This is a genomic window from Bacillus jepli (assembly GCF_047238305.1).
Taxonomy (GTDB): Bacteria; Bacillota; Bacilli; order Bacillales; family Bacillaceae_L; genus Ferdinandcohnia.
Map to the genome: position 1 here is coordinate 88530 of NZ_JBDFMO010000001.1, position 20350 is coordinate 108879.

General features: G+C 38.7%; 17 protein-coding genes. 9 read left to right on the top strand and 8 right to left on the bottom strand.

Annotation, left to right across the window (positions count from 1 at the left end):
* Nucleotides 1-561: 561 nt before the first annotated feature.
* Nucleotides 562-1926, bottom strand: coding sequence for an MATE family efflux transporter (locus tag ABC371_RS00500; RefSeq protein WP_412895066.1), 1365 nt, complete (start codon nucleotides 1924-1926; stop codon nucleotides 562-564).
* A gap of 206 nt (nucleotides 1927-2132) precedes the next feature.
* Here ABC371_RS00500 and ABC371_RS00505 point away from each other — a divergent pair, with 206 nt between their 5' ends.
* From ABC371_RS00505 to ABC371_RS00515, 3 genes are all read left to right on the top strand, one after another.
* A complete protein-coding gene (locus ABC371_RS00505) occupies nucleotides 2133-3503 on the top strand; it encodes an alkaline phosphatase family protein (RefSeq protein WP_412895067.1) in 1371 nt (456 codons plus the stop codon).
* A gap of 157 nt (nucleotides 3504-3660) precedes the next feature.
* A complete protein-coding gene (locus ABC371_RS00510) occupies nucleotides 3661-4914 on the top strand; it encodes an MFS transporter (RefSeq protein ID WP_412895068.1) in 1254 nt (417 codons plus the stop codon).
* 42 nt (nucleotides 4915-4956) lie between these two features.
* Nucleotides 4957-5133 (top strand): SE1832 family protein, encoded by a 177-nt coding sequence (locus ABC371_RS00515; RefSeq protein ID WP_412895069.1) that lies wholly within the window; start codon nucleotides 4957-4959, stop codon nucleotides 5131-5133.
* A 35-nt stretch (nucleotides 5134-5168) separates the two neighbouring features.
* On the opposite strand, the gene ABC371_RS00520 is transcribed toward ABC371_RS00515, so the two are convergent.
* A complete protein-coding gene (locus ABC371_RS00520; protein WP_412895070.1) occupies nucleotides 5169-6545 on the bottom strand; it encodes a TolB family protein in 1377 nt (458 codons plus the stop codon).
* Between the two features lie 153 nt (nucleotides 6546-6698).
* On the opposite strand from ABC371_RS00520, the gene ABC371_RS00525 reads away from it, so the two are divergent.
* Nucleotides 6699-7064 (top strand): DoxX family protein, encoded by a 366-nt coding sequence (locus ABC371_RS00525; RefSeq protein WP_412895071.1) that lies wholly within the window; start codon nucleotides 6699-6701, stop codon nucleotides 7062-7064.
* Nucleotides 7065-7270: 206 nt separating this feature from the next.
* Nucleotides 7271-8764 carry a peptide MFS transporter gene (locus tag ABC371_RS00530; protein ID WP_412895072.1) on the top strand — a complete coding sequence of 498 codons (1494 nt, stop codon included), beginning with the start codon at nucleotides 7271-7273 and terminating at the stop codon, nucleotides 8762-8764.
* A gap of 41 nt (nucleotides 8765-8805) precedes the next feature.
* Here the strand turns inward: ABC371_RS00530 and ABC371_RS00535 are convergent, their stop codons facing one another.
* Complete coding sequence (locus tag ABC371_RS00535; protein WP_412895073.1) at nucleotides 8806-9972, bottom strand: TraB/GumN family protein; 1167 nt, start codon at nucleotides 9970-9972, stop codon at nucleotides 8806-8808.
* A gap of 173 nt (nucleotides 9973-10145) precedes the next feature.
* Here ABC371_RS00535 and ABC371_RS00540 point away from each other — a divergent pair, with 173 nt between their 5' ends.
* Nucleotides 10146-10973, top strand: a complete 828-nt coding sequence (locus tag ABC371_RS00540; RefSeq protein ID WP_412895074.1) for a DegV family protein — start codon at nucleotides 10146-10148, stop codon at nucleotides 10971-10973.
* A 43-nt stretch (nucleotides 10974-11016) separates the two neighbouring features.
* Here the strand turns inward: ABC371_RS00540 and ABC371_RS00545 are convergent, their stop codons facing one another.
* Nucleotides 11017-12507, bottom strand: coding sequence for an alanine/glycine:cation symporter family protein (locus ABC371_RS00545; protein WP_488192737.1), 1491 nt, complete (start codon nucleotides 12505-12507; stop codon nucleotides 11017-11019).
* A gap of 173 nt (nucleotides 12508-12680) precedes the next feature.
* The gene (locus ABC371_RS00550; protein WP_412895075.1) at nucleotides 12681-14666 is read right to left on the bottom strand and encodes an LTA synthase family protein; all 1986 of its coding nucleotides are present in this window, start codon (nucleotides 14664-14666) and stop codon (nucleotides 12681-12683) included.
* Nucleotides 14667-14850: 184 nt separating this feature from the next.
* Here ABC371_RS00550 and ABC371_RS00555 point away from each other — a divergent pair, with 184 nt between their 5' ends.
* Nucleotides 14851-15192 carry a cupin domain-containing protein gene (locus tag ABC371_RS00555; RefSeq protein WP_412895076.1) on the top strand — a complete coding sequence of 114 codons (342 nt, stop codon included), beginning with the start codon at nucleotides 14851-14853 and terminating at the stop codon, nucleotides 15190-15192.
* A 41-nt stretch (nucleotides 15193-15233) separates the two neighbouring features.
* On the opposite strand, the gene ABC371_RS00560 is transcribed toward ABC371_RS00555, so the two are convergent.
* Together ABC371_RS00560 and ABC371_RS00565 are read right to left on the bottom strand one after the other, a co-directional pair.
* Nucleotides 15234-16391: an ABC transporter permease gene (locus ABC371_RS00560; protein ID WP_412895077.1), complete on the bottom strand. Its 1158-nt coding sequence runs from the start codon at nucleotides 16389-16391 to the stop codon at nucleotides 15234-15236.
* On the bottom strand, nucleotides 16381-17133 hold the full coding sequence (locus ABC371_RS00565; RefSeq protein WP_412895078.1) for an ABC transporter ATP-binding protein: 753 nt from the start codon (nucleotides 17131-17133) through the stop codon (nucleotides 16381-16383). Before ABC371_RS00565 ends, ABC371_RS00560 begins: the two co-directional genes overlap by 11 nt.
* Before the next feature lie 188 nt (nucleotides 17134-17321).
* Here ABC371_RS00565 and ABC371_RS00570 point away from each other — a divergent pair, with 188 nt between their 5' ends.
* Both ABC371_RS00570 and ABC371_RS00575 read left to right on the top strand, forming a co-directional pair.
* Nucleotides 17322-18020: a LytR/AlgR family response regulator transcription factor gene (locus ABC371_RS00570; protein ID WP_412895079.1), complete on the top strand. Its 699-nt coding sequence runs from the start codon at nucleotides 17322-17324 to the stop codon at nucleotides 18018-18020.
* A gap of 12 nt (nucleotides 18021-18032) precedes the next feature.
* The gene (locus ABC371_RS00575) at nucleotides 18033-18779 is read left to right on the top strand and encodes a sensor histidine kinase (protein ID WP_412895080.1); all 747 of its coding nucleotides are present in this window, start codon (nucleotides 18033-18035) and stop codon (nucleotides 18777-18779) included.
* Between the two features lie 36 nt (nucleotides 18780-18815).
* Here the strand turns inward: ABC371_RS00575 and ABC371_RS00580 are convergent, their stop codons facing one another.
* Nucleotides 18816-20318 (bottom strand): DHA2 family efflux MFS transporter permease subunit, encoded by a 1503-nt coding sequence (locus ABC371_RS00580; protein ID WP_412895081.1) that lies wholly within the window; start codon nucleotides 20316-20318, stop codon nucleotides 18816-18818.
* Between the last annotated feature and the right edge of the window lie 32 nt (nucleotides 20319-20350).

The window sequence follows — 20350 nt, forward strand, 5'->3', positions numbered from 1 at the left end:
AATTGCGATTATTTTCTTTAGCTACTGTAAAAGAATTGTTAAGTTTTGGTGTAGGGAGAATGAAAAAAAGGAAGGGTTGCCCCTTCCTTTTCGTTATTCTGAAGTTATTAATGAGGATCAGTGACATTTCTCGACATGTGTGGTTTGGTTTTGTCTCTGAGAGCAGGGCTCAGAGACATTTTACGACATTTGTGGTCTCGTTTTGTCCATGAGAGCAGGTATCAAAGACATTTCACGACATACTTCGATTTGGTTTGTCCACGAGAACAGGTCTCAAAGACATTTCACGACATACTTCGCTTGGTTTTGTCCACGAGAGCAGGTATCAAAGACATTTCTCGACATACTTCGATTTGGTTTGTCCACGAGAACAGGTCTCAAAGACATTTCACGACATACTTCGCTTGGTTTTTGTCCACGAGAGCAGGTATCAAAGACATTTCACGACATTCGTCAATTTAGTTTGTCCACGAGAGTATGTCTCAACGACATTTGAAGCGAGAGTTCGCCCAGTTTGTCTTTGAGAACTAAATCCAAGCACTCTGAAGCCCCTATCCAAGCTTATCCCACCATCTTCTCTTCTGAAAACCGTGTGCGTTGTATGTGAATGAGTCTTGCCGATAATCCGACACCTGCTGCCAGTAAACCGAATGACAGTCCGAGCCAGTAACCGGCTGCCCCCAAATCTGTGAAATGGGCAAGCCCCCATCCGGCTGGTAAGCAGATGAGCCAGTAGGCAATCAATGTCATCACGAACGCGATATTGACATCTTTATATCCTCTTAAAGCAGCCTGTGCTGTTGCTTGAATGGCATCTGACACCTGGAAAAATAAAGCATAAATCAAGAATTGTGCGGTTAATGTGATAACCGCTGTTTCGGTTGAATATAGTCCTGCCACTTCAAAGCGGAAGAGAATCACAAATAATCCCGTGACGAGTGCGATCATCATGGAGAGTGCAATCCCGAGCCATGAGTAAATTTTCGCATCCTTATTGCGACGCGCACCTACCTCATATCCAACTAAAACCGTTAATGCCATCGAAATGCTCACTGGAATCATATATAGGAACGAAACGATGTTTAATGCGGATTGATACGCCGCAACGGTTGTGACTGAAAACTTACTTATTAAAATGGTTACGACTGCAAACATGCTTGTTTCGAAAAAGGTGGATAGGCCCATAGGGATACCGATTTTTAAAATCTCTTTGCTTTCGTTAAAAGTAAACCCTCTTAGCCCCACAAAGACTTTATAGGAGGAAAACGGTTCTTTCGTAATCACAATGAAAGCCGTAATGGCCACGATCACCCAATACGTAATCGAGGTTGCAAGTCCAGCTCCCCCACCACCGAGTGCCGGAAAGCCCCATGCTCCAAAAATTAACATATAATTTAATAGAAGATTAATAGGCACAGATACCAATAATACAAACATAACCACTCTCGTAATCCCTAACGCATAAATAAATGACCGCAATACATTAAAAATAAACAGTGGAATGATTCCAAAGCTCAAGCCTACTAAATAGTCATGCGCCGTTAGGTGAACACTTTCGGGAAGGTTCATCATGTTTAACAACGGATTTAAAAAGATGACTCCTGCTAAAATGACCACCGCTCCAATAATGAAGCTTAAATAAATGCCACTCGATACAATTGTTGCCACCTCATTGCTCTTCTTTTCACCAAATCTTTGGGCAGCAATGGGCGATACCGCTAGTAAAATGGCACTAAGCCCTGTAAAAATCGGATTCCATATCGAAGAACCGATGGCTACCCCTGCCAAGTCTGAAGAATTAAATCTCCCCGTCATGATCGTATTAAAAAAGACCATGGAAAACATACTGAGCTGAGTAATTAATATCGGGATCAGCATCACAAAAATCAATTTTATTTTCTCTCTAATGGTGTTTGTTTCGTACATGATACGTTCTCCTTGTTTATATCCCCTATTATTAAAATGGAAACTTCTACTGAATAAAGTTAATCGAACATAACCTTTATTATATTCCATCCAACATCGAAGTGAATACTTTTTTACTTTGGCTTTACACTAAATTCATATTTTAATTGCCAATTTTCTGTTATATTAAAAATAGATTATAAGACTTTTGGAGGATGAACATCCCTATGTCTCGACTTACAGATCATTTACTCGTCATTTCATTTGACTGTCTATCATCACTCGATTTTCCAATCATCGAAAAGCTTCCCAATTTTAAGAAGCTATTAGAACACGCGTCGTATTGCCGGAATGTTGAAACAATTTATCCTTCGGTTACCTATCCTTGTCATGCGACAATTGTCACAGGTAAGTTTCCGAGGAATCATGGGATTGTGAACAATACATTTCTTCAGCCTGGTCGGGTTTCGCCGGATTGGTATTGGCATCGTCGTCATGTGAAAAGTACAACCTTATATGATGAAGCTAAAAAAGCCGGTATGAAAACAGCAGCTCTTCTGTGGCCTGTTACGGCTAAAGCAAATATTGATTACAATATGCCAGAGATTTTCGCAAATCGTCCTTGGCAAAACCAAATTTTTGTTTCCCTCTTTAATGGAAGTCCATTGTATCAGTTAGAGATGAATCGTAAATTTGGTCACCTACGAAATGGACTTAATCAGCCTGAACTTGATGATTTCGTCCTAGAGTCGACGGTTGAAACGATCAAGACAAAGCAGCCAAATTTAATGCTTGTCCATTTTGTTGATTTAGATTCACAGCGCCATTATCATGGGTTTTCCTCGGATGAAGCAATGGCTGCCCTTCTTCGCCATGACGAAAGACTTGGTAGAATAATAAATGCACTCGAGGAAACTGGGATCTATGATAAAACGACGATCATCGCATTAGGCGACCATAGTGCATTAGATGAATCCAAAGCGGTTAAACCGAATGTACTGTTAAAAAAGGCTGGACTTATTACCGTGAACCATGAGGGGAAAGTGCTAGATTGGAAGGCCTACTGCAAAAGCTGTGACGGCTCCGCATATATTTATCTCAAAGATAAAAATGATACTAAAACGCAAGAACAAGTAAGAGCTCTTTTAACAGAGTTAAGGGAAAATGAAGAGAACGGAATTGAACGCATTCTTTCCACGAGTGAAGCTAAAGAAAAAGGCGCTGATGACAATGCGACATTTATGATCGAAGCGCGCCTGGGCTACTATTTCAAGGAAAATCTTGAAGGTGAGTATATTGATGAAATCAAAGCTGAAGATGTCCGCGAAAAACGCTACACATATGCTAGTCACGGATACTCACCCGAAAAAGAGAACTACACAACGGTGCTTATCGCATCTGGAAAAGGCATTCGACCAAACATCGAAATTCCAGACATGCATCTAGTAGACGAAGGCCCAACCTTTGCCCGCCTACTAGGCCTCGACCTCGGAAAAACCGACGGTCATGTTATCGAAGAACTTCTATCGGACCGGGGCCACGGTGACGGTTCTCCTGGTTCCAGGGACCGCAGGGACGGTTCTTCTGGTTCCATCTAAAAAACATTAAATAAGGGACCAATGGAACCGTCCCTCTGGTTCAACTAAAAATCATTGAATAAGGGACCGCTGGAACCGTCCCTTTGGCTGAACTAAAAATCATTGAATAAGGGACCAGTGGAACCGTCCCTCTGGTCACTCTTAAGGGGGTTATGGGATGAAGGGGTTTACGAGAGAGGAATCGAGTTGGATGTATTATGATTGGGCCAATTCGGCGTATTCGATTATTATTACAACAGCTGTTTTTCCGATTTTTTACAAGGCTGCCGCAACGAATGCAGGTGTTGATGCGGCAGATTCAACGGCTTATCTTGGCTACACCATTGCCATTTTTACGTTTATTTTAGCGATGATTGGTCCTATTTTAGGAACGATTGCAGATTACCAAGGCTATAAAAAGAAATTTTTCACGTTCTTCTTTGCTTTGGGGGTATCTGCTACAGCTTTACTAGCATTTGTTCCAAGTGAAAATTGGTTGCTCTTATTAATTGTTTATACGTTTGCTGCACTAGGTTCTACAGGAGCGAATGTGTTCTATGATGCCTTTCTTGTTGATGTTACATCTGAGGAAAAAATGGACCGTGTCTCTGCACGCGGTTATGGACTCGGCTATATCGGTAGTACGATTCCATTCCTGCTTGCAATCGCGATTATTTTACTTGCCCAAAAAGAAATTCTACCAATTTCAGCAACAGTTGCCAGCAAGATTGCCTTTCTCATCACAGCAGTCTGGTGGGGGCTTTTCTCAATCCCTCTTTTTAAAAATGTACATCAGCGCTACTACATTGATCGTGAACCAAACCCAGTCGCGAATAGCTTCAAACGACTTGGAACGACCTTTAAAGAAATTAAAAAATACCGTGCCGTGTTTTTGTTCTTAGTAGCCTATTTCTTTTATATCGACGGAGTTGGTACCGTGATTTCAATGTCAACAGCCTATGGTACTGACCTTGGAATTAATGCTACAAATCTATTAATCGTGTTATTTGTGACACAGATCGTGGCAGCTCCATTTGCGATTCTATACGGTAGATTGGCACAAAAATTCACGGGGAAAAAGATGCTTTATGTTGGAATTTTTGTTTATATCATTGTTTGCGTGTATGCGTATTTCTTAAAAACCACTTTAGATTTCTGGATCCTCGCGATGCTTGTCGCAACTTCACAGGGTGGAATCCAGGCATTAAGTCGATCCTATTTTGCGAAGCTTGTACCAAAACAAAATGCGAATGAGTTCTTTGGTTTTTACAATATCTTTGGAAAATTCGCAGCCATTATGGGCCCGTTGTTAGTTGGAGTAACAGCCCAAATTACAGGCAAATCAAATACCGGTGTCTTTAGCCTAGTCATCTTATTCATCATCGGTTTTATCATTTTAACGCGTGTTCCTGAACCAAGCGAAGCAAAATGACGCATGTTATAATGTAAGAAAAATGTGGAAAGAGGACTATCAATGGATAAAAAAGAAATAGAATACAAGCTACGCGAGCTAAAATTAGACTATGCCCGCCTTCAAAATGATTTAGAGAAATTAGATTCTGTGAATGGTAATATTTCACCATTGGAGCGTCAAATTGCAGAACTAGAAGACGAAATCAGTTCATTGTCTAAACAACTTCGTGAAATGTAAAAAGAGTTGCAGCCAAACAGGTTGCAACTCTTTTTTTATAAAAACATAATTGTTCTTGCGATTGAACTCAGATGCACTTCATCGGCCCATAAAATAAAGTAATTATAGGTTGAACCTTCAATTTTCACAGGAACAGGATATCTAACGATGGCTGCTGCTTGGCGCTTCATTTCAGGGGGTTGATCTGCAGACGGATAAATCAAGCATGCCTCCTGACCACTTATTCTTGTTTGGTAAATGCGAGGTGATGAACCATATGGCTTCAACAGGTGGTATGCCTCACCCCGACAGACTTCATGAATATCATCCCCACCCCCAATTGCAGAAATTTGAAAAAATCCATCTGCCCCTTCATATCTCTCCGGATCTACCTGCTCCCAGTTCGATGGATACTGGAATCGCACTCTATAGGTTTCATTTGTATAGACCGCGTTCTCAGGTCGAATATTCCCTGTAGACCAACTCAGATTTCCAATTAAATTTTCTCTCGTGAGCATGACTGGGGACGGATTCTGTAAATCTATCATCCACATTTCAGTTGCCAAGCCTTGTTCAGAGCAGCCAGATAAATAAGCAATAAAACGGCTTTCAGGGGACCATGTAACAGGTGTTGCATAGCATGTAGATTTCGTAAGTACTCGTTCGTTTCCACCGCGTTTTCCCACAATCCGTATCTCATTATAATAGCCAGTTCCTTCAGCATAGGTTGTTGCACTAAAGGCAATTTGCTGTGAGTTCGGAGACCATGTTGGGTAATAATTCTTTGCTTGTTCCCCGCCTTTGATTTCGTAAACATCACCAGACATTAAATCGACAGTACGAATCAGTGATATACTCGCTCCCGGTGTCGTGTAAAGGGCAAATGTTCCGTCTGGAGATAGTGAAACATCATGTAAAGGTCCTTCTGTATTTCTTGTGACCTGCCTTCTACCAAAGCCATTTGTAGCAATTCGGAATAGTTGCTGGAAACCTGAAGAATCGACTCCTTGAAAAAGAAGCTCCCTTCCATTTGGAAACCACTGTACATTAGATGCATTCGGAGCCGAAATACTTGCTACTCGATGTGATATAACATCATACATCATAATCTGATTTCGCGTTGTGTAAGCTAGTGTTCGATGATTTGGTGACCAATCCAATGTTGGATCCTCATTAGGATCGATTTGTTCGATCGCTGCAATTCTACCAGTCGAAAGATTGATGACATACACTATCCGATTCTTCCCAACAAAGGCTATATTACTATTATCACCTGACCAAATAGGTTTTGAAAAAGAATCAGCTATTCCATTCGTAAGCTGTACCTGAGCTCCATTTTGAAGATTAAAAAGCCAAATGTCATAATGCCCATTTTGGCTCGAAGTATAGGCAATAAACCCATTGGGTCGTGCCCTGTTATAAAAAGACAACATACATCATCCTCTCTAAAGATGTCATTAGCCTATTTTATTCAATCAATCAAATTCGGTTCACTTACTACTTTCTATGGATTTATTTTTCTGAGACGTATTGTAAGAATAGTTTGTCCCTCCCGGCATAGTGTAATATAAAAGGAGGGAATACTCATGAATAAAACATTTTCCAGCTTAAAACTTATTCGATATGCTGTTGGCTATGTATTTATTACAGCTGGTGCTATGAAACTTCTTAGCAATGAACTAAGCTCAACCTTTATGAATCTACCATTACCTGCACCAGAATTGGTCATGTATATTGTCGCCATTCTTGAAGTTCTTTGTGGAATTCTTATTGTAATCAATAAGGAAGTTAAAAAAGCAACGATTCCATTACTTGTCATTATGATTGCAGCCATCCTGTTAGTAAAAGTTCCTATCCTACATACTGGCTTCCTACACTTTGCATTTGCGGTAAGACTAGATATTGTGATGTTGGCATTATTATACATTTTATATAATTCACACCATAAATGATTGAAAAATTACCCTTTTATAGAAACATCAAGCAGATTGTAAGCGCAATCTGCTTATTTTATTGGAAAAATATTATATAAAACCTCATCAGTCTACCAAAAATTAAAAACCTTATAAAATATGGTGCCAAATCAGAATTTTCTTATGTTTGACATAATGAAATTATTTAGATTATTATATCAACATACTATTTTGGAGGTTATGTTATGTCAGGCTATAATAGACAGAAAATTGTGGACAGTGTTCCCCAAAAGGGATTCTTCGGACATCCTAAAGGACTATTCACTCTTTTCTTCACAGAATTCTGGGAGCGATTCTCATATTATGGGATGAGAGCTATTCTATTATTCTACATGTATTACGAAGTAACTGAAGGCGGTCTTGGACTTAGCCAGCATACTGCGATGGCTATCATGTCTATTTATGGATCACTTGTTTACATGTCAGGTATTATTGGTGGTTGGTTAGCAGACCGGATTTTCGGTACTTCAAAAGCCGTGTTCTACGGTGGGATTTTAATTATGTTGGGTCATATCGCACTTGCGATTCCTGGTACCATCACTTTATTCTTTATCTCAATGGTCCTAATTGTACTTGGTACAGGATTATTAAAACCGAATGTATCTAGTGTTGTCGGCGAGATTTATAGTGAAACAGATTCACGTCGTGATGCCGGATTTAGTATTTTCTATATGGGTATCAACCTTGGTGGCTTCCTTGCTCCATTAATCGTTGGTGAAGTTGGAATGAAGCATAATTTCCACTTAGGTTTCTCAATTGCCGCTGTTGGTATGTTCGTAGGTTTAGTTATGTTTGTTTTAACGAAGAAAAAGAATCTGGGACTTGCTGGTACAATCGTTCCTAACCCACTTGCACCGAATGAAAAGAAAAAGGTTTATACCCAAATCGTTCTAGGTGTAATTGTTGTTGCAATTTTAGTTGCGGTTGGAATTCCAACAGGTTTCCTAACATTTGATTCATTTATTGCACTTATTGGTATACTTGGTTTCTTAATTCCTACTATTTATTTTGTTACAATGTACCGTAGTTCAAAAACAACTGATGTTGAGCGTTCAAGAATCTTAGCGTATATTCCTTTATTCCTAGCAGCTGTTATGTTCTGGTCTATTCAAGAGCAAGGGGCAACCATTCTTGCCAACTATGCTGATACACGAACACAATTAAACTTTGCAGGTATGGAAATTTCACCAGCTTGGTTCCAATCATTAAACCCATTATTTATTATTGTCCTAGCACCTGTTTTCGCATGGTTTTGGGTGAAGCTTGGAAATCGTCAACCTTCAGTTCCTAAGAAATTCTCATTAGGATTGCTGTTTGCCGGTCTTTCATTCCTTGTGATTCTTTTACCAGGTTATTTTGCAGGATCGGATGCATTAGTAAATCCATTATGGCTAGTACTAAGTTATTTCATCGTTGTTCTTGGTGAACTATTAATTTCTCCAGTCGGACTTTCCGCTACAACGAAATTAGCACCTGCTGCATTTACTGCACAGATGATGAGCTTATGGATGCTTTCAAACGCTGCAGCACAAGCTCTTAATGCACAGCTAGTTAAGTTCTATACACCTGAAACAGAAATGGCTTATTTCGGAATCATTGGTGGGGCATCTATCGTTTTAGGTATTATCCTATTATTTGTTTCACCTAAGATTCAAAAGTTCATGAAGGGTGTTAACTAATATTGAAAAGACCTGTCCATTGCGGACAGGCCTTTTTCGTATCATAAATTTTTGATAAACAATCGCACTACATCTGCGCCACCAATAAATAGACCGAGAGTTGTACCTAGGTTACATAAAACAATAATCAGTAAGATGCGTGTTACTTTGTTGTGCCAGAAGCCTTTTACACTGTAGACATCAGTTGAAAGTGTTTCAAAGTCCTTCACGCTTGGGCGGCGTAAAAAGGCTTGGACAAAGCCAGCTATCCATCCCGCAGCAATTAATGGATGCATGACCCCTATTGGTGCTGCAAAAAAGGCTGCTACAATTGTTAGTGGATGTCCTAAAGCAATCGCAGCACCAATTGCTGAAAATGAGCCAGTCCACAAAACTAAGCTTAAGGTTTGCTGTAGGCCAGCTTCTGGATTGGCAAAAAAGGTATAGACAATGATTGCCACAATTAAAATCGGAATTGCCCATCCAAGTATTTTGGGTGCTTTTGATTTTGCTGGAAGCTGGGTAAGTTTCTTCAAATCATGTTCCTTTTTAATTTCTTCCTTGATTCCCGGAACATGCGCTGCCCCAAGTACCGCTACTATTTTTTCTCCAGGGGCATGTTTAATTTTTTGAGCTAAATACTGATCCCGCTCATCGATGAGAGGCGTTTTTAACTTTGGAAAACTTGTTGAGAATTCAGTCAGCATGGAATTCAGCATATCCTGAGATTTCATTTTTTCGAGCTCTTCCTCGGAAATCGTTTCGTTGCTAAATATACTGTAAATAATCGACATTAATAATTTCATTTTGCCGGTGAACCCAACAGCATTCCAAATGCGTGAAAACGTTACTTGAATGTTACGGTCTGCTAAAACGAGTTTGGCTCCAACTTCTTTTGCTGACTCTATCCCCTGCAGCATTTCTTGACCAGCATTGATTCCAAACTGGCTTGCCATTCGTTTTTGAAAGGAGGAAATCGCTAGGTTCATGAGAAGTAATGTGGCTTTTTTCTCTTTAATGACTTTAAAGATGTCCATTTCCTTCCATTTGTTACCTTCCATCATCGACTGATATCTTTGCTCATCCAATTCAATACATACTGAATCTGGTTGCTCTGCTTCAATCACTTCTTTAACCTGTTCAGCACTGTGTTTCGAAACATGTGCTGTACCAATTAATATGTATTCCTTGCCATCTAATTCGATCCTCGTAATATTTTCTTCAGACATTATAGACCTTCCTTATACATGCTCAATTTGTGTATACATCTAATTTTATACTACAAAGGCATAGATTTGAATTCTTTTTCAAATAAAACCCTTGTAAGTGTTGTAAAACGTATATTTCATGTGGAAATGATATACTTAAAATAACAGATAGTTGAAAATGTGAGGGATTTAGAATGATTAACATTGTAACAGATAGCTCAGCGGATCTCCCAATTGAGCTACTTCAAAAATATAATATTACGGTAGTTCCCATGAATGTTTCGATTGGAGGGAAGGATTTCCGAGAATGTGTGGATTTACCGCCACAGGAATTCTTTAAGAAGATGTTTGCGACAGCCGAACTGCCAAAGACATCTCAGCCATCCCCTGCTACTTTTGCAGAAGCATATTCTAGGTTTCCAGCCGATTCAGATATTCTATGTTTGACGATTTCTTCTGGATTAAGTGGTACCTACCAGTCTGCAACGATTGGAAAAGATCTTAGCGAAAATAAAGTCACTGTTTTCGATACATTAGCAGGCTCTTTAGGGCACGGCATGCAAATTTTAAGGGCCGCTGAACTTGCTGAACAAGGGCATTCGGTTGATGAAATTATTACAAATCTCACTGATTACCGTGAACACATGAACATTTACATTCTCCTTGATACACTAGAGAATATTGTAAAAGGTGGCAGGTTAAGCAAATTTCAAGGATCGCTTGCAAAGCTCCTCAATATAAAAGTGTTATTACAAAGAGGAAATGGTGGCACCGTCGAGATTTTCGAAAAAATCCGCGGGAAGAAAAAATCTCAAAAAAGATTGTTAGAGGTCATCAAACAATCTAAATCGGATTTTTCTGAGACCGTTTTTGGTATCACTCATACAGGTAACATCGAAGAAGCGGAAGCACTTAAAAATGAAATCATTGCTCAATTTCATCCGAAAGATGTCATGCTTAATTATATGGGAGCCACGATGGGAACCTACGCGGGGAAGGGCGGAATGATTATTTCATATTAATAAATAAGGGACCGTGACCTTAAGTCGACGGCCCCTTCCCCTTTTAACCTGGGAATGACTTATCTTTATCAGCTAGTGAACCTGATGGATTATCATCGTGAACATAATCATTCACCCAGTAATCCGCGTTTTTAATTCCAAGCTTTTCCGGATTAAAGACTGGATCAACTCCTGCCTTTCGCTGTTTCTCGTAGTCCTTTAATGTTATCAATGCCGGTTTCGCTAATATGAGAATGGCAATGACGTTCAGCCAAACCATTAGACCTAACCCAATATCACCGAATGCCCATGCAAGCTTCGCCTCATTCACTGTTCCGTATGTCATTGATGCTAATAATACAATTTTAAGAATCAACATGGCCACCCGACTGTCCCGACCTCTTATTAAATAGGCGATATTTGTTTCAGCCATATAGTAGTAAGCCATAATGGTTGTGAAGGCAAAGAAGAATAGGGCGATTGCTGTAAATCCTGCACCAAATCCAGGGAGTGCCGTTTCAACGGCAGCCTGAGTGAACGCTGGTCCTGCCTCAACGGTTTCGCCTAAATTGCTTACAATATAGGACTCATCTGGTGCTTGAACATTGTACATCCCCGTGAATAAAATCATGAAGGCAGTTGCTGAACATACTAATAATGTATCAATATATACAGCTGATGCCTGAACCAAACCTTGTTTAGCCGGATGCGATACTTCCGCCGCAGCTGCTGCGTGTGGACCTGTTCCTTGGCCCGCTTCGTTTGAGTAAATACCACGTTTTACTCCCCACGAAATGGCCATCCCGATAATACCACCAAATGCTTGCTCTGCCCCAAAAGCACTCTTAAAAATTAAAGCAATGACAGCTGGAAACTGATCAATATTCATAATCATAATTACAATGGCCATTAAAATATACCCTAATGCCATAAATGGCACTACAAACTGCGCAACATTTGCAATCCTTTTGATACCCCCAAAAATAATAGCACCAATTAAGGCCACCAGAATGGCTGCAGTTACCCATTTGTTAATCCCAAAAGCATTGTCAAGTCCAGCGGCAATCGAATTCGATTGGATTCCTGGCATTAGGAATGCCATCGCGAGAAGGGTTGCAATTGCAAATACAATTCCATACCACTTCCAACCGATCCCTTTTTCTATGTAATACGCTGGTCCTCCTCGATATTGACCGTCTTGCTTTTCTTTGTAGATTTGAGCTAATGTTGATTCAATAAAGGACGTAGATGCTCCGATAAATGCAATGGCCCACATCCAAAAAACAGCACCAGGACCACCAAATGCAATGGCAGTTGCAGTACCAGCAATGTTCCCTGTTCCTACGCGGCCTGATAACGAAACAGCTAACGCCTGGAACGAAGATACCCCTGCTTCTGAGCTTTTCCCTTTGAACATAAGCTTTGTCATATCCTTGATGTGCCTTACCTGTAAAAAGCGAGTTAAAATTGAAAATAAAAGTCCTACCCCAAGCATCCCATAAATCATGACCGGGCTCCAAAGCACCCCATTTACCCAATCTGTAAATGCCTGCACATACATTCCCCCTTTTTTGTTTTTGAATATTCCGTATATTAAGAATTATAGTCCACTTTGGTAGACAACTCAATATTATTGTTATATAACACCCATAAATTCAGAGATATAAAAAAAGGAAACGAGACCCATTTTTACATACTTGGTCCCACTTCCTATTTAATCGATATATTTTATTCATTCCCATATACTTTTCGATAATAGTCTAGCTCTAATATTTTCGCTGAGTAATAGAACATTTCCTGTACACGCTGAAGTATGTTCTGAACATACTCCTCTTCCACAACTTCTCCTTCATTTAGAGTAAACTCATTGGTGATCGCATTGTAGCTTCCTTTATCCGTAATAAAGCTTTGATTTTGAAAAACGACAAGCGGATCGGCATCTGAGAAAATATCTCTTCCCATCAATAACCTTGAGTCATATTCAAGCCCAAGCAAATTAGAAAGAGTTGGGAGAATATCTAAACTAGAAGCAGCTTTTTCAATGACGACTGGCTTCATTCCTTTTGTATACAGGATAAATGTACTTTTATAGAGTTCAAAGTTTTCCTCAACCTTATGACCTACAAGTTCGTTGATTGTTTCCTTCTCAAGCCCATAAGGGTAGTGGTCAGCGCTTAAGGCAATCAATGTGCGCTCAGCAATCCCCTTCTTCTCAAGTTCAACCATCAGTGTTTCCAGCGCCCGGTCTAACTCAATTTGCGTTGCCAGATATGCCTTTGCCTGTTCAGAATAAGGTAGCTCTTTCACAAGCTGTTTATTTTTATTTGCGATAAAGTTTCCCATAAATGAGTATTGCATATGACCACTAACAGTCATGTAATACGTATGAAAGGGCTCGTTTTCTATATAATTTGGAATTGTTTTTTCCATCATCTCAAGATCTGATTCTGGCCAGGTCTCTTTTATATCCAAACCATTTCCAAGTCCATAATAGTCATAGCCCATATTTGGATGTGAGATGTCCCTTCCATAATACGTATAGGTATGGTTGTGATATGCGGTAGTTTTGTATCCTTGTTTCTTCAATTGTTTTCCCATAACAAACGGTAAGAGATTGCTTCCCGATCGTTGAAAGCTCCAAACTCCACTTTTCGGTATTAAACTATTTAAAGCAACATATTCTCCATCTGACGTACTTACTCCCCAAATCGGATTATAAAAATTGGTAAATTGATAGCCTTCATTGACGAGCTTATAAAGGGTAGGTGTTACCTCCTTATGAACAGCATAAGATGAAAAACCTTCAGCTGTAATCAGGATAAGGTTATATCCCTTGTATTTACCGGTGTATGCATTCTTTTCAGTGGGTTCAACTGAAGTAAAGTAACGATGCATGTTACGAATTTCCTCATTTGCTTCGTTTGCAATTAATTCATCAAAGTCTATCACTAGTTTGTTATATTCTATGGGCTTTGCTTCTATTTTTTCTGGCGTTTTTTTCACATTAGATTCCTTTTGTGGTAGTGGTTTATGACTGAAAACTGGTTTAGACGTATTAGGTACCTCGACTTTAGGCGTCCACCCTACAAGCAGTCGTTGAAGATCAATGCGCATTTCTGTTAAGATGCCAAATCGCTCAACAGAAAGGTTTGGAAGATTGCTATTGTAATATAAATCATACGCTGAATGAGATTCCTTTCCGCCTGCGTAAATTGTTGCTATTCCAGTAAATTGAAAGAGAATGGTACAAAAAACAACAATTAGTCGATTTAACCAGCCAATTCTCACAAATGTAATCCACTTCTTTTTAAAAAAGACCAAACCAATAACGGGTAGAAAAAATAAAATAAGAAAAATCACATTTTCAACAATTACATTGAAAATATCTCGTCTAAATTCCATGATTTGACCTGTATTTCCAAGTGAGTAAATGATGTAATACGTTTTAAAAAATTTATAATAAATAATCTGGGATGAATAAATCAATGAGGCTATACCTAAAAGTAAAAGGGCAATTATAAAATTAATTGTACCATTGAAAAAACTACAAATTAAAAAGAGGACTAAACAAATGGGAAGTAAAAAAACGATAGATCTAACATAATCAACAGTAAATAAAACTTCAGCTGTAATAATCCTGAAAATCGTTTCCATAAAGAGAAATGATCCAAAAAAGTAAAATAATAAAGACTCATTTTTCATTAATCGCTTCATTAAAACACCCTTTCGAACAAGTTAGACAATACTACTTTAGTCGTAATACTACCATTATACTGAAGTTTCTTTGAACTTAGATGTGGTTTATTCATTTATTAATGATATAAATCACAGTAATGCTTTTAATCCTACTCTATAATGGGTATAGATAGATGGAGAATACGATTAGGGAGCGATTCAAATGAAAAAGGAAATGCTCAATAACTTTATTGAATATAATGAGGAAAGACTTACAAAACGGATCATTTTTAAAGAAGGCGGAAGTACTGTCTTTGTGCTAAACTTTATGCCAAAACAAATACTCCCCGCTCATAAACATCCAGGTTCAAATGTATATCTACATGTTCTTACTGGCGAAGGAACCTTTACAATAGATGAGCAAGAAGTAAAAGTAAAAAAGAACGATATCATCGTCATTAACGGTGAAGAGACCCTAAGTTTTCTTAATGACGGATCTGAAAATGTGAGTCTGTATGTCACACTTACAAAGATTCCGGATGATAAATACGCACAAGACGTTTGATAAGAAAACGGCCAACCCGAATAGGTTAGCCGTTTTTTTCGTTAGTTCATCACCCATTTATCTTTCATAAACATAATTCTACCAACCACAAAGAAAATGATCATACATACGATGTTGCTACCGAATGCAAGTAGAATATGTTCATAGTTAATGATTCCGAACATCAATTCTTTTAATAAAGTAAACAAATTCATAATTGGTACAGCGAAATGATAAGTTGTAAGTTCATTCACACCAATCCCTACTATAATCATTGCAGGGAACATCGCAATCATCATGACTGGACTACTATAGCTTCCTGCTTCCTTGATCGTCTTCGCAGCAATACTTGTAATCATGATTAATGATGCGGTGAATGCAGCGTAGATGATGGAAAGTAAAATTCCGATTCCAATGATTAAATAAGCATCATCTCCAAATGATACAGCATTTTTAAGACTTTCCGTAAACAAACTAATCTCTAATGCAACTACGCCTAATGTAATAATGCCTATCACTGATCCAATTGTTGCAATCGTTAGCCATTTTGCAAGTAGCAATGTAGATCTTCTAACCGGTGTCATTAAGAGAGCTTCCATTGTTTTCTTCTCTTTTTCCCCTGCAAATAATTCTGATGCAGAAGGTCCTGCACCAACACCGATTGCAATTGATAAGATTAAGGGAATTAAAAATGCAAGCATTTCCACACTTGGATCTTCATTAGTAAGCTCGATTTGTTCAATTGCAAATGGCTGCATAACAGACGGATTCACTCCGCCTTCTTGAAGATTCTGAGCTACAACTGTTTTTTCAAAAACCGCTAAAGCATTCATGATAATCGCATTTAATTGAGTAGACTTTTGACTAAATGAATCACCAATCAGTGTTACTGAAGCATCTTCCTCATTTTGAGTAGCCTCAATGAAATTTGGTGTTAATTGTAATCCGCTCTGTGCATCCCCGTCCTGAATGGATTGTTCTAGATTGGAAGATTTGATAAGTTCTACATTCTCTACTTCTGAAAAAATACTTTCCGCTTCATTCATAGAAGACTCTTCAATCGCAAGCTGATAGGTTTTTCCTTCTCCATCTGAAATCATATTTTCATAGAAAAACGTCATTCCTGACATCATAATGATAGGCAATAAGACAGTGAGTATTAACGTTCGACGATCTCTAAAGCAATCCTTTAATTCCTTTAAATAAATTTTACGAAGCATATGTTTCGTTCCCCCTCACAAGTTTACTCATAAAAATATAGTTTAAATCCTGGCTTCCCTCTGATTGATATAGCTCTTCTAAGTCACCATGGTAGACAAGCTCTCCCTTATGCATCATCGCAACTGAATCACAAAGCATGGAAACTTCCTCCATGATGTGGCTTGAGAAGATGATTGTCTTTCCGTCACGTTTTAGCTGGTGAACAAGCTGTCTGAACACATTGGATGATGTGATATCTAAACCTGTCGTTGGTTCATCAAATAGAATAATTTCTGGATTATGAATCAACGTTCTCGCAATCGCTACCTTCTGCCTCATCCCTTTAGAGAACCCGCCGACCTTTCGATTCAAGTAATCTCTCATACCAAACATTCGCGCTAGTTCATCAATCCTTACTTTTGTTTCATGTTTGCTTAACCCATAAAGGACTGCAAAATACTCTAGATTTTCGCGAGCCGTTAAGCGATCATACAATCCTGTTTCACCGCCGAATAAAACTCCAATTCTCTTTTTCACTTCTTCTGGATTTTTTTGTGTATCGTACCCAGCCACCTTTACATGACCGTCAGTCGGAGTTAATAGAGTCGCAATTGTTCGAAGGAGGGTCGTTTTCCCTGCTCCATTTTCTCCTAGTAGGCCAACCACTTGCCCTTTTTCAATCGTAAACTTCACATGTTTTAATGCAGTAATAGAAGTCTTTTTATCTTTAAACCTTTTTGTTACTTCTTTAACTTCAATCATTTTTTCCACCTCGTCTTATTCTTATGTCTATATCATAGCCATACCCATCTACAAAATCTCTAGTTATGTCGCGAATGTTCCTTTTTTTGTCGTGAATAGGTCAAATTTCCCTATAAAGATGTTAAAATAATAAGATACTATATTTGGAAATTACTATGTGGATGTATTCTTGTGAGGTCGATAGCGATATGAAGGTTGGTCTTGTAGATGACCGTTTGATTGATTTGGATAAGTTAAAAGCCATTGTGAGCGGCATTCCTGATGTTGAGATTATCTTCTTCACCTTGTCTGCCGAGGAAGCCTATGAACAAATAAAAAAAGAAGAAATTGATTTGTTGATCGCTGACATTGAGATGCCAAATTTATCTGGATATGAGCTTGCTGATATTATTCATTCGCATGCGCTCAATATTTCTGTGATTTTTGTAACTGGAAATAGTGGCTATGCCGTCCACGCTTTTGAGCTGAATGTTCATGATTATATTATGAAGCCCTATCCGAAGGAACGTTTAGTGAAATCCATTGAGCGATTACTTGAGAAAACAAAATCAGCTGAAATTCATGGAAGACTTTACTTAAAGCAAAAAAATGAAATACATATTCTGCAGAAAAAGGATATCATTTTTATCGAGCGTTCAGGCCGGTCAACGACGATTTTCACAAAAACAGGACCGATCAAAACCTACCAAACTCTTAATGATCTGGAGGGAGAGTTGCGGGAACGTGATTTTATTCGGTCACACAGATCGTTTATCATCAATATCCATTATGTAAAAAACTTCTCACTCTATGCCAAAAACTCGTATATTGTCACATTCGAAGGCATCGAAGAACAAGCGATGATTACAAAAGAAAAAGTCGACTTTTTACAACAAAATTATTTTTAAGGTGGCGTAACAATGTATTGGGGCATCACGTTAGTCTTAGGGATTCTATGCCTTTACTTATTTTTATCGCGATATGCTCTTTCAAAAAAAGTAAAAACTCTGTTGGAAGAAGCTAAACATTTTGATGAGCAGCGTGCTCAATTTAATGAAACGTTCCGCGTTGTTCGAAGTGAACGCCATGACTTTTTAAAGCATGTATCTGCGATTCATTTTATGTTGGAAACGAGCAAGAACGAGGAAGCCAAACAATATTTGGATGAATTGGTGGAAGGCTATAAGGAGACGAACCTCTCTATCAAAGGGGAGCGTGGCGTCGTGGCAGGTATTCTCCATCAAATGTACCGTAAAGCAAGTGCATTACATATTGAGGTCGTATATGATTTTGATGTGCCTCTTTCGACTTTACCGTTGTCTGACCAACAAATCGTCACGCTAATCGGAAATCTCTTATCAAATTGCATCGATGCGTGTGAGGAATGGCAAAACAAATATAATAAACAACCCTTTCTGACGCTGCAATTTTATAAGCGGAGTGGTTTGTTTATTTTACAATGTAAAAATAGTTCTCTTCCGATTCCAACACAGGTCCTTGATCAGCTGTTCGTGAGCTACGGTAAAACGACTAAAGGTGATGGTCACGAGGGGCTTGGTACAAAGCTCATTCAAGATGTCGTCCATGAGGCAAATGGATTCTTAGACTTTGTTCATAAAGAAGAGGAATTTAAAATCAAAATTAAAATACCTGCTTTAAGACAGTAAAAAGGAGAAATCCATGTTGGTGGATCTCTCCTTTTTTTAACTCTTGGCTAATGTAGGTTTTACACCAGGGTTTGTTTTATTCTTTCCTGTAATATCCTCTTCCTGTTTTGCACGTTTGATAAAGAAGGCAAGGATGAGAGCAAGGAAAATTAAGAAGGTTGACACGAAAAATGTGAAATTTATTCCATCAAGCATGGCTTGTAATTGGATTTGACCCATTTGTGCCTCGGTAGGCTGCCCCTGAATATTCTTCAATAAATTCGCTATAGATGATTCTTCTTTTAATGACATAAGCGTAATTAAAAATCCTGTTCCAATTGCTGCGGAAACTTGGTTCAACGTATTGTTTACCGCCGTACCATGTGGATACAGATTACGTGGCAGCTGATTCAATCCATTCGTTGAAACTGGCATGAAGACCATGGACATCCCAAACATTCTCACCGCATGTAAAATCACAAGATTTGTATAGGTTGTTTCAAATGTTAACTGACTAAAAAGATAGGTTGTAACAGTTGTAATGGCCAATCCTATAGTAGCTAATATCCGTCCACCAAACTTATCAAATAAACGCCCATTAATTGGTGACATAATCGCATTTAAGATTGCCCCAGGCAAAAGCATTAGACCTGTATCCATAGGCGAAATACGTAAAATCGTTTGAGCATATATCGGTAAAAGTAAAAAGCCCGAAAACATCGCCATATTGACAGCCATTGTAATTGCTGATGATAATGCAAACATCGGATAACGATAAACACCAAAGTTTAGCATTGGGATATCGAGCTTCGATTGACGGATAATAAACCAAGTTAATGAAATAATTCCGACTATAATGGTTCCGTAGACAAATGGACTACTCCACCCCATATTTCCAGCGGAACTGAATCCATATAATAAGCCACCAAAACCAATACTTGATAGTACTAAGGAGAAAAAGTCGAGTCTTAAGGTTATTTTTTCCTTTTTATCCTTCAGCATAATAAATCCAAGGATAAACACCACTGCTGCAATTGGAGTGATAAAATGGAAGAGCATTCTCCAGTCATAATGTTCAATAATCCAACCTGATAATGTTGGCCCAATTGCAGGTGCAAACATCAGGATTAATCCGAATACCCCCATCGCGGTTCCCCTTTTTTCAACTGGGAAACTTACCAACATCACGTTCATCAATAGTGGCATCATAATCGCAGATCCAGATGCTTGGATCATTCGTCCAGCAAGCAGGATAGAGAAAATATGAGCCGTACCCGACAGAATCGTACCAATTGTAAACAATCCCATCGCGACTAAAAATAGACGACGAACTGTAAATTTTTCGATTAAAAATGCAGTCGTCGGAATCAGGATTCCATTGACTAGCATGAAGCCCGTAGTCAACCATTGAACGGTTGGAGGATCAACCTTTAATTCCGTCATAATGGAAGGCAAAGCAACATTTAGTAATGTATTGTTTAAAAATGAAATAAAGGCTCCAACCATCAAGACGGTAAGTATACCGTAATTAGGGCGGATATGTTTGTCGGAAAAATCCATTCCTATTCCCCCTTTTTTATACGTATAGTTCA

What these genes read in the sequence shown, in the direction of transcription:
- ABC371_RS00500 (WP_412895066.1), bottom strand. Translation starts at nt 1,926, where the DNA reads ATGTACGAAACAAACACCATTAGAGAGAAAATAAAATTGATTTTTGTG.
- ABC371_RS00505 (WP_412895067.1), top strand. Translation starts at nt 2,133, where the DNA reads ATGTCTCGACTTACAGATCATTTACTCGTCATTTCATTTGACTGTCTA.
- ABC371_RS00510 (WP_412895068.1), top strand. Translation starts at nt 3,661, where the DNA reads ATGAAGGGGTTTACGAGAGAGGAATCGAGTTGGATGTATTATGATTGG.
- ABC371_RS00515 (WP_412895069.1), top strand. Translation starts at nt 4,957, where the DNA reads ATGGATAAAAAAGAAATAGAATACAAGCTACGCGAGCTAAAATTAGAC.
- ABC371_RS00520 (WP_412895070.1), bottom strand. Translation starts at nt 6,545, where the DNA reads ATGTTGTCTTTTTATAACAGGGCACGACCCAATGGGTTTATTGCCTAT.
- ABC371_RS00525 (WP_412895071.1), top strand. Translation starts at nt 6,699, where the DNA reads ATGAATAAAACATTTTCCAGCTTAAAACTTATTCGATATGCTGTTGGC.
- ABC371_RS00530 (WP_412895072.1), top strand. Translation starts at nt 7,271, where the DNA reads ATGTCAGGCTATAATAGACAGAAAATTGTGGACAGTGTTCCCCAAAAG.
- ABC371_RS00535 (WP_412895073.1), bottom strand. Translation starts at nt 9,972, where the DNA reads ATGTCTGAAGAAAATATTACGAGGATCGAATTAGATGGCAAGGAATAC.
- ABC371_RS00540 (WP_412895074.1), top strand. Translation starts at nt 10,146, where the DNA reads ATGATTAACATTGTAACAGATAGCTCAGCGGATCTCCCAATTGAGCTA.
- ABC371_RS00550 (WP_412895075.1), bottom strand. Translation starts at nt 14,666, where the DNA reads ATGAAGCGATTAATGAAAAATGAGTCTTTATTATTTTACTTTTTTGGA.
- ABC371_RS00555 (WP_412895076.1), top strand. Translation starts at nt 14,851, where the DNA reads ATGAAAAAGGAAATGCTCAATAACTTTATTGAATATAATGAGGAAAGA.
- ABC371_RS00560 (WP_412895077.1), bottom strand. Translation starts at nt 16,391, where the DNA reads ATGCTTCGTAAAATTTATTTAAAGGAATTAAAGGATTGCTTTAGAGAT.
- ABC371_RS00565 (WP_412895078.1), bottom strand. Translation starts at nt 17,133, where the DNA reads ATGATTGAAGTTAAAGAAGTAACAAAAAGGTTTAAAGATAAAAAGACT.
- ABC371_RS00570 (WP_412895079.1), top strand. Translation starts at nt 17,322, where the DNA reads ATGAAGGTTGGTCTTGTAGATGACCGTTTGATTGATTTGGATAAGTTA.
- ABC371_RS00575 (WP_412895080.1), top strand. Translation starts at nt 18,033, where the DNA reads ATGTATTGGGGCATCACGTTAGTCTTAGGGATTCTATGCCTTTACTTA.
- ABC371_RS00580 (WP_412895081.1), bottom strand. Translation starts at nt 20,318, where the DNA reads ATGGATTTTTCCGACAAACATATCCGCCCTAATTACGGTATACTTACC.